General features: G+C 64.3%; 6 protein-coding genes and 1 pseudogene. 4 read left to right on the forward strand and 3 right to left on the reverse strand.

The annotated features are described in order from the left end of the window. Window positions 1-3: 3 nt before the first annotated feature. The 4 genes from GCT13_RS35565 to GCT13_RS35580 are packed head-to-tail and all read left to right on the forward strand — an operon-like array spanning window position 4 to window position 2,524. Complete coding sequence (locus tag GCT13_RS35565; protein ID WP_152766391.1) at window positions 4-795, forward strand: carboxymuconolactone decarboxylase family protein; 792 nt, start codon at window positions 4-6, stop codon at window positions 793-795. Window positions 796-802: 7 nt separating this feature from the next. Beyond that, complete coding sequence (locus tag GCT13_RS35570; RefSeq protein ID WP_227747185.1) at window positions 803-1,015, forward strand: hypothetical protein; 213 nt, start codon at window positions 803-805, stop codon at window positions 1,013-1,015. An 11-nt stretch (window positions 1,016-1,026) separates the two neighbouring features. Then, the gene (locus GCT13_RS35575) at window positions 1,027-1,785 is read left to right on the forward strand and encodes a 2,3-bisphosphoglycerate-dependent phosphoglycerate mutase (RefSeq protein ID WP_152766393.1); all 759 of its coding nucleotides are present in this window, start codon (window positions 1,027-1,029) and stop codon (window positions 1,783-1,785) included. Between the two features lie 58 nt (window positions 1,786-1,843). Continuing rightward, entirely contained in the window at window positions 1,844-2,524 is a 681-nt protein-coding gene (locus GCT13_RS35580; protein WP_152766395.1) for a GntR family transcriptional regulator, read from the forward strand. 69 nt (window positions 2,525-2,593) lie between these two features. On the opposite strand, the pseudogene GCT13_RS35585 reads toward GCT13_RS35580, so the two are convergent. The 3 genes and pseudogenes from GCT13_RS35585 to GCT13_RS35595 all read right to left on the reverse strand — a co-directional run bounded on the left by GCT13_RS35585 (window position 2,594) and on the right by GCT13_RS35595 (window position 5,806). Further along, window positions 2,594-3,772: pseudogene (locus tag GCT13_RS35585) on the reverse strand (CaiB/BaiF CoA transferase family protein). 12 nt (window positions 3,773-3,784) lie between these two features. Beyond that, the gene (locus GCT13_RS35590; protein ID WP_152766397.1) at window positions 3,785-4,948 is read right to left on the reverse strand and encodes an acyl-CoA dehydrogenase family protein; all 1,164 of its coding nucleotides are present in this window, start codon (window positions 4,946-4,948) and stop codon (window positions 3,785-3,787) included. 21 nt (window positions 4,949-4,969) lie between these two features. Then, window positions 4,970-5,806, reverse strand: a complete 837-nt coding sequence (locus tag GCT13_RS35595) for an FAS1-like dehydratase domain-containing protein (protein WP_152766399.1) — start codon at window positions 5,804-5,806, stop codon at window positions 4,970-4,972. Window positions 5,807-6,474 lie beyond the last annotated feature (668 nt).

Consider the following 6,474-nt stretch of genomic DNA (forward strand, 5'->3'; position numbering starts at 1 on the left):
TGAATGGATCAGGGAGTGCAGCCGGCGCGTGCGCAACGCGAGCCGCAGCAGATCAAGGACGACTTCGTGCGCGTGCACGGCGTCTGGAACGCCGCATGGGACAGCATGCTTCGTCTCGATGCGGGCTTTGTCGATGCGTATGTGCAGTTCTCCGCGGTGCCGCAGCGTAGAAATCATCTCGACGACAAGGTGCGCGCGTTCATCGCGCTAGCCGCCGATGCATGCGCAACGCAGTTGTATGGGCCTGGCGTCGCGCATCATCTGGAGCGCGCGCTCGCGTTTGGCGCGACGGGCGAGGAACTGATGGAAGTGCTCGAACTGATTAGCACGATCGGCATACACACGAGCAATGTCGGCGTGCCTGTGCTGCTCGAAGTGCTCGAAGAAGAGGGATTGCGCGCAGGGCCTGCGCCGCTCGACGAACGGCGCCGCGCACTGAAGGAAGCTTTCGAAAAGCATCGCGGCTATTGGCATCCGACATGGGAAGGCCTGCTCGAACTCGATCCCGATCTGTTCGAGGCTTATGTGGCGTTTTCGTCGGTTCCGTGGCGCACGGGCGTGCTGAGCCCGAAGGTCAAGGAGTTCATGTATTGCGCGTTCGACGCTTCATCGACACATCTGTATGTGCCGGGGCTCAAGCTGCACATGCGCAACGCGCTGCGCTACGGCGCGACGGCGGAAGAACTGATGGAACTGCTGGAGATTGTCAGCACGACGGGCATTCACGGCGCGGAGCTCGGCGCGCCGCTGCTCGAAGCGGCGCTGGCGAAGCAGCGCATCGCTGCGGAGGCCTGATACGCCGATGAAACGTCACAGCATGAATCCGCCGCGCGAGATGATGCGCGACCCGATGCGCGGCCCGGTGCGCGAGCCCGCGCGATCGCCAAAGACGCTGCGCGCACGCGAGCCGGACTCGACGTTCCGCGCGTTCCAGGCGGCGCCGCTGTCGCGGCTGGCGTCGAACGGCAACGAGCACGCGCACGTCCGCACAGCCGCGATTCTGGGCTACAACTAGACGAGGTCAGCATGGCGGATTGCGCAACGCTCGTGGTCTTGCGTCACGCCCAGTCGGAATGGAACCGTACGAACCGCTTCACCGGCTGGATGGATGTCCCGCTGTCGGCGCACGGCGTCGAGCAGGCGATGCACATCGGCGAGCAGATGCGCGCGCTGTCGCTGCGCTTCGATCTGGCCGTCACGTCGGTGCTGAGCCGTGCGGGGCACACGCTCGATCTGATCGTCGGCCGGTGCGGCGCGCCCAGGCGGCCCGTCGTGCGTTCGTGGCGCCTGAACGACCGCCACTACGGCGCACTGACGGGTATGGACAAGGAAGCCGCGGCTGACTCCTACGGCGCGGCGCAGGTGCGCGCGTGGCGGCGCGGTTTCGCCGAGGCGCCGCCGCCGCTCGATGCCGCGCGGCAGCAGGCCCTCGTCGCGCAATTCGCGGGCGCGGCGCTGCCGCATTCCGATGCGTTGCCGCGCACCGAAAGCCTGCGCGATACGCTTGCGCGCGTGCTGCCGCTCTGGGAAGGGACAGTGACGCCTGCGTTGCGCAACGGCGAATCGGTGCTGATGGTCGCGCACGGCAACGCGTTGCGCGCACTGTTCAAGCATCTCGACGGAATCGACGACGCGCGGATCGCCTCGCTCGAAGTCGCGCACGCGGAACCGCTCGTGCTTCGCTTCGACGCTGCGCTGCGCATCGTGTCGCGCACCGGACTCGGTTCGCTGACGCAAGCTCAGTGCGCATCCGCCGGTCCGAATTTATGCTCGCCGGACGCCTGAAAATGGCAGCGGTGAAGTATCATAGCGATTGGGGTTTTTGTCGGACGGGAAGACAATAATGTCGACTGATATCGGGTTGGTCCGGCCGGAGACGCTGCGTCACCAGGTCGAAAACGTGTTGCGCCAGGCCATCATGAGCGGGCGCTTTGCGCCGGGCGCGCGTCTGATCGAGCGTGAGCTCTGCGAGACGCTGGGCGTGAGCCGGACCTCCGTGCGCGAGGCGTTGCGCAAGCTGGAGGCCGAGAAGCTCGTGCGCAACGTGCCGCACAAGGGGCCCGTGGTCGCGGTGATGTCGCGCGAGGAGGCCGCCGAACTCTACGCGTTGCGCGCGTTGCTCGAAGGCTTCGCGGCGCACGAATTCGCGCGGCTCGCCAGTGACGAGGCCATCGCCCAGTTCGGCGAGGCCGCGAAGATGCTGCGTGCCCAGGCGACGGCACAGGACCAGAACGGCGTGCTCAAGGCCAAGGCGGCTCTCTACGACGTGCTGCTCGACAACTGCGGCAACGGTCTCGTGAAGGAAATCCTGAACAGCCTTTACTCGCGTGTGAATCTGCTGCGCGCGACGTCGCTGATGCATCCCGACCGGCTGCCGAGCAGCCTGCGCGAAATCGACAAGCTGCACAAGGCGCTGAAGGCGCGCGACGCGGATGAGGCGCAGGAGCTTGCCCGACAGCACGTGCTGAACGCGGAGAAGGCGGCGTTTCGGATGCTGGGCGAGCAGGACAAAGACGACGCTTAGGCATGACGTATCGAAGGATCAAGCAGGGCTGAGCGCCTGGTGCGCTCGGCCTATGCAGCGCGACAGCGCTCAGATTGCGCCCGCGTCGCGCAGACGCTCCATGGCCTGAGCATCGAAGCCGAGTTCGCGCAAGATCGCGTCGGTGTGCTCGCCCAGTGCGGGAACGGCGTCCATGCGCGGCTCGTCGGCGGCTGTCATACCGGGCGGAAACAGCGCGGGAATCTCGCCCGACGGCGTGCGGACCTGCGTCCACCGCTGCCGTGCTTCGAGCTGCTCGTGCTGCCACACGTCGTGCATGTCGTTCATTCGCGCGTTGGCGATGCCCGCTTCGTCCAGCCGCTCGATCACTTGCGCCGCGCTCATGCGCGAGAACGCTTCGACGATGATGCGCGTCAGTTCCTCGCGATGCTGTGCGCGGCGGCTGTTGGTGCTGTATCTGTCGTCGGCCGGTAGCTCCGGGCGGCGAACGACGATCTCGCAGAACTGCTTCCATTCGCGCTCGTTTTGCAGGCCGAGCATGACGGTCTTGCCGTCCCCCGCCTTGAATGGACCGTACGGGAAGATGGTCGCGTGCGATGCGCCGGCCTGGCGCGGTGGCGTCTGTCCGTCGATTGCGTAATAGAGCGGGTAGCTCATCCATTCGACCATGCTCTCCAGCATCGAGACGTCGATGCGCTTGCCGCGCCCCGTTTGTCCGCGTTCGATGAGCGCGGCAAGAATGTTCGTGTAGCCGTACATGCCAGCGGCGATATCCGCGATCGAGCAGCCGGCTTTCGCGGGCGCGCCTTCCGATCCCGTGATGCTCAGGAAGCCCGCTTCGCTCTGGATCAGCAGATCGTAGGCCTTCTTGTCGCGCAGCGGGCCATCCGCACCATAACCGGAGACGTCGCACACGATCAGCCGCGGATACCGCTTGCTGAGCGTGTCGTAGTCGAGCCCGAGGCGTTGCGTCGCGCCGGGCGCGAGGTTCTGCACGAACACGTCGGCATCGGCGAGCAGCTTGCGCATGACGTCGAGCGCTTGCGGCTGCTTCACGTCGAGCGTGATGCTTTACTTCGAGCGGTTGGTCCAGACGAAATGCGACGCGAGCCCTGACACGCGCTCGTCGTAGCCGCGCGCGAAGTCCCCGGTGTCCGGGCGTTCGATCTTGATCACGCGCGCGCCCATGTCGGCGAGCTGACGCGTGCAGAACGGCGCGGCGATCGCCTGTTCGAGCGTGACGACCTTGATGCCTTGCAGCGGGCGCATGATCGTGCTCCTTCAAAACGAACGCGGCAGACCGAGGATATGCTCGGCCACGTACGACAGAATCAGGTTCGTCGAGATCGGCGCGACCTGATAAAGACGCGTCTCGCGGAACTTGCGCTCGACATCGTATTCGGCCGCGAAGCCGAAGCCGCCGTGAAATTGCAGGCATGCGTTGGCCGCTTCCCACGATGCATCGGCGGCGAGCAGCTTCGCCATGTTGGCTTGCGCGCCGCAAGGCTTGTGCGCATCGAATAGCGCACATGCCTTGAAGCGCATCAGGTTCGCTGCTTCGACGTTGACGTACGCGCGCGCGATCGGAAACTGCACGCCCTGGTTCTGCCCGATGGGCCGGCCGAACACGACGCGCTCCTTCACATACGCGCTGACCTTGTCGATGAACCAGTAGCCGTCGCCGATGCATTCGGCCGCGATCAGCGTGCGTTCGGCGTTCAGGCCGTCGAGGATGTATTTGAAGCCCATGCCTTCTTCGCCGATCAGATTTTCAGCGGGGATTTCCAGGTTGTCGAAGAAGAGCTCGTTGGTCTCGTGATTCACCATGTTGGGAATCGGTTGAACGGTGAGGCCGCGCCCGATTGCGTCGCGCAAGTCGACGATGAAGATCGACATGCCTTCGCTCTTCTTCTTGACGTCGGCGAGCGGCGTCGTGCGCGCGAGCAGGATCATCAGATCGGAGTGCTGCACGCGCGAGATCCACACCTTCTGCCCGTTGATCACATAGCGGTCGCCTTTCTTGTCGGCCGTCGTCTTAATCTTCGTGGTGTCGGTGCCCGTGGTCGGCTCGGTGACGCCCATCGACTGCAGGCGCAATTCGCCCGACGCGATCTTCGGCAGATAGCGCTGCTTCTGCTCAGCGGAGCCGTGGCGCAACAGCGTGCCCATGTTGTACATCTGGCCGTGGCACGCGCCCGAGTTGCCGCCCGAGCGGTTGATCTCCTCCATGATGATGGAGGCTTCCGTCAAGCCGAGACCGGAGCCGCCGTATTCCTGGGGGATCAGCGCGGCGAGCCAGCCCGCCTTGGTGAGCGCATCGACGAACGCTTCCGGATAGCCGCGCGCTTCGTCGATCTTGCGAAAGTACTCGTTGGAGAACTGGCCGCACAGAGCGCGCACGGCTTCCCGGATGTCCTGATACGCGTCGTCGTGGGTGTCGATCATGGTTTGCCTGTGTGTTCGTCGTCACGAGAGGGTGGCGCGAGCGGTCATGCCGAGCCAGCCTTCGTGATCCTTCGACCAGAGCTCGACCGTCTTGCCGTCTGCCGAAGGCTGGCCGCACAGATGCAGCGCGTTGCCCGCAAAGCAGGGGCGCATTGCCCTGTATGAGAAGTCGAGCACGGCGGCATCGGGCCGCTCGCGACGCAGCAGATCCATCAGCAGCGTGGCGATCAGCGGCCCGTGCACGACGAGGCCCGGGTAGCCCTCCGTTTGCGTCACGTAAGGCGTGTCGTAGTGGATGCGATGCGCGTTGAAGGTCAGCGCCGAGTAGCGAAAGAGGAGCGTCTCGTCGGGCGTGAGCGTGCGTTGCCATGCGGCGTCGGCGGGCGCGGCGGTCGGCGCGGGCGCACCGGACGTGGACAGTTCGCGATAGACGATGTCGTGCTCTTCTTCGATCGCCAGCGTGCCGCGGCACTCGATCCGATGTCCGACCGTGACGAAGCCGAGCCTGCCCGTGCGCCCCTGTTTTTCACGCACGTCGAGAATGCTCGATGTGCGCGCAATGCGCTCGCCGACGATGACGGACGCGGCAAAGCGCAGCCGGCCGCCCGCCCACATGCGGCGCGGAAGGCCGAGATCGGGGAGAAAGCTGCCTTTTCGCGGGTGGCCGTCTTCGGCGATCAGCGATTGCCTGACGATGGGCCTGAAGAAGATCCAGTGCCAGAGGGGCGGAAGCGCGTCGCGCTCGGCGGGGGCGGTGTCGTAGTCGAGCGTGGCCGCGAGCGCCGCTACAGAGGTGGGCGCGACGATGTCGACGGCGCTTTCCGTGCGCTTTTCGTTCGATGCGGACGGGTCGTCCATGTGAAGTCTCCGTCGCTGGCGCGTGCCAGCGTATCTGTTATCGACGGGTAAGTTTAGGGAATGTTCCCTTCCGTGGGTGCATCATGCATCACGAAAGGGCGGCTGTCGCTATCGGCTGGGCGAGGGGAGGCTCATCCGGGCTGAGGCCCGACGAAGGGAAAAATCGGGACGATCGAGTGAAGCCACGCGATGCGCAGATGACGGACTATTTGTGCCGAAGTACCAATGCGCGATCGCGTAGACCGTATTAAAAGTGTCACCGCTGCGAGAGCAAAAGTGTCACCCATTGGATTATCAACTCGCCCACATGCAGCTCATTCAGTCTGGCAGAGCCTTGCTTGACACCGGTTTTGACTACGCGAAATAAATGTGTCATCCATTGAAAGGCTTAGATCAAGAGATAAATACTCCTCTCTCAGGCTTGCCCTGCTTAGCTGAAACGGCTTCAGCCCTCCACCGCATCGACGCATATGAGCATGCATCCGGTTTTTCGCTCGCCTGGTTGCAGAGCTGATCTGCACCAGTCATCCATCGGGATCAAGGCGAGGGCCGGTGTGCTGGCTTTCGCCCGTGGCTCTGGTAGAGCCCCAGAAAACCATCGGTACCAGACCGGTGTCCATGGGAGTATTCACCAATGATCGGCTTGCTGCGTCAGCAGTGCCAGGCTC

It is taken from the genome of Paraburkholderia franconis, assembly GCF_009362735.1.
GTDB lineage: Bacteria > Pseudomonadota > Gammaproteobacteria > Burkholderiales > Burkholderiaceae > Paraburkholderia > Paraburkholderia franconis.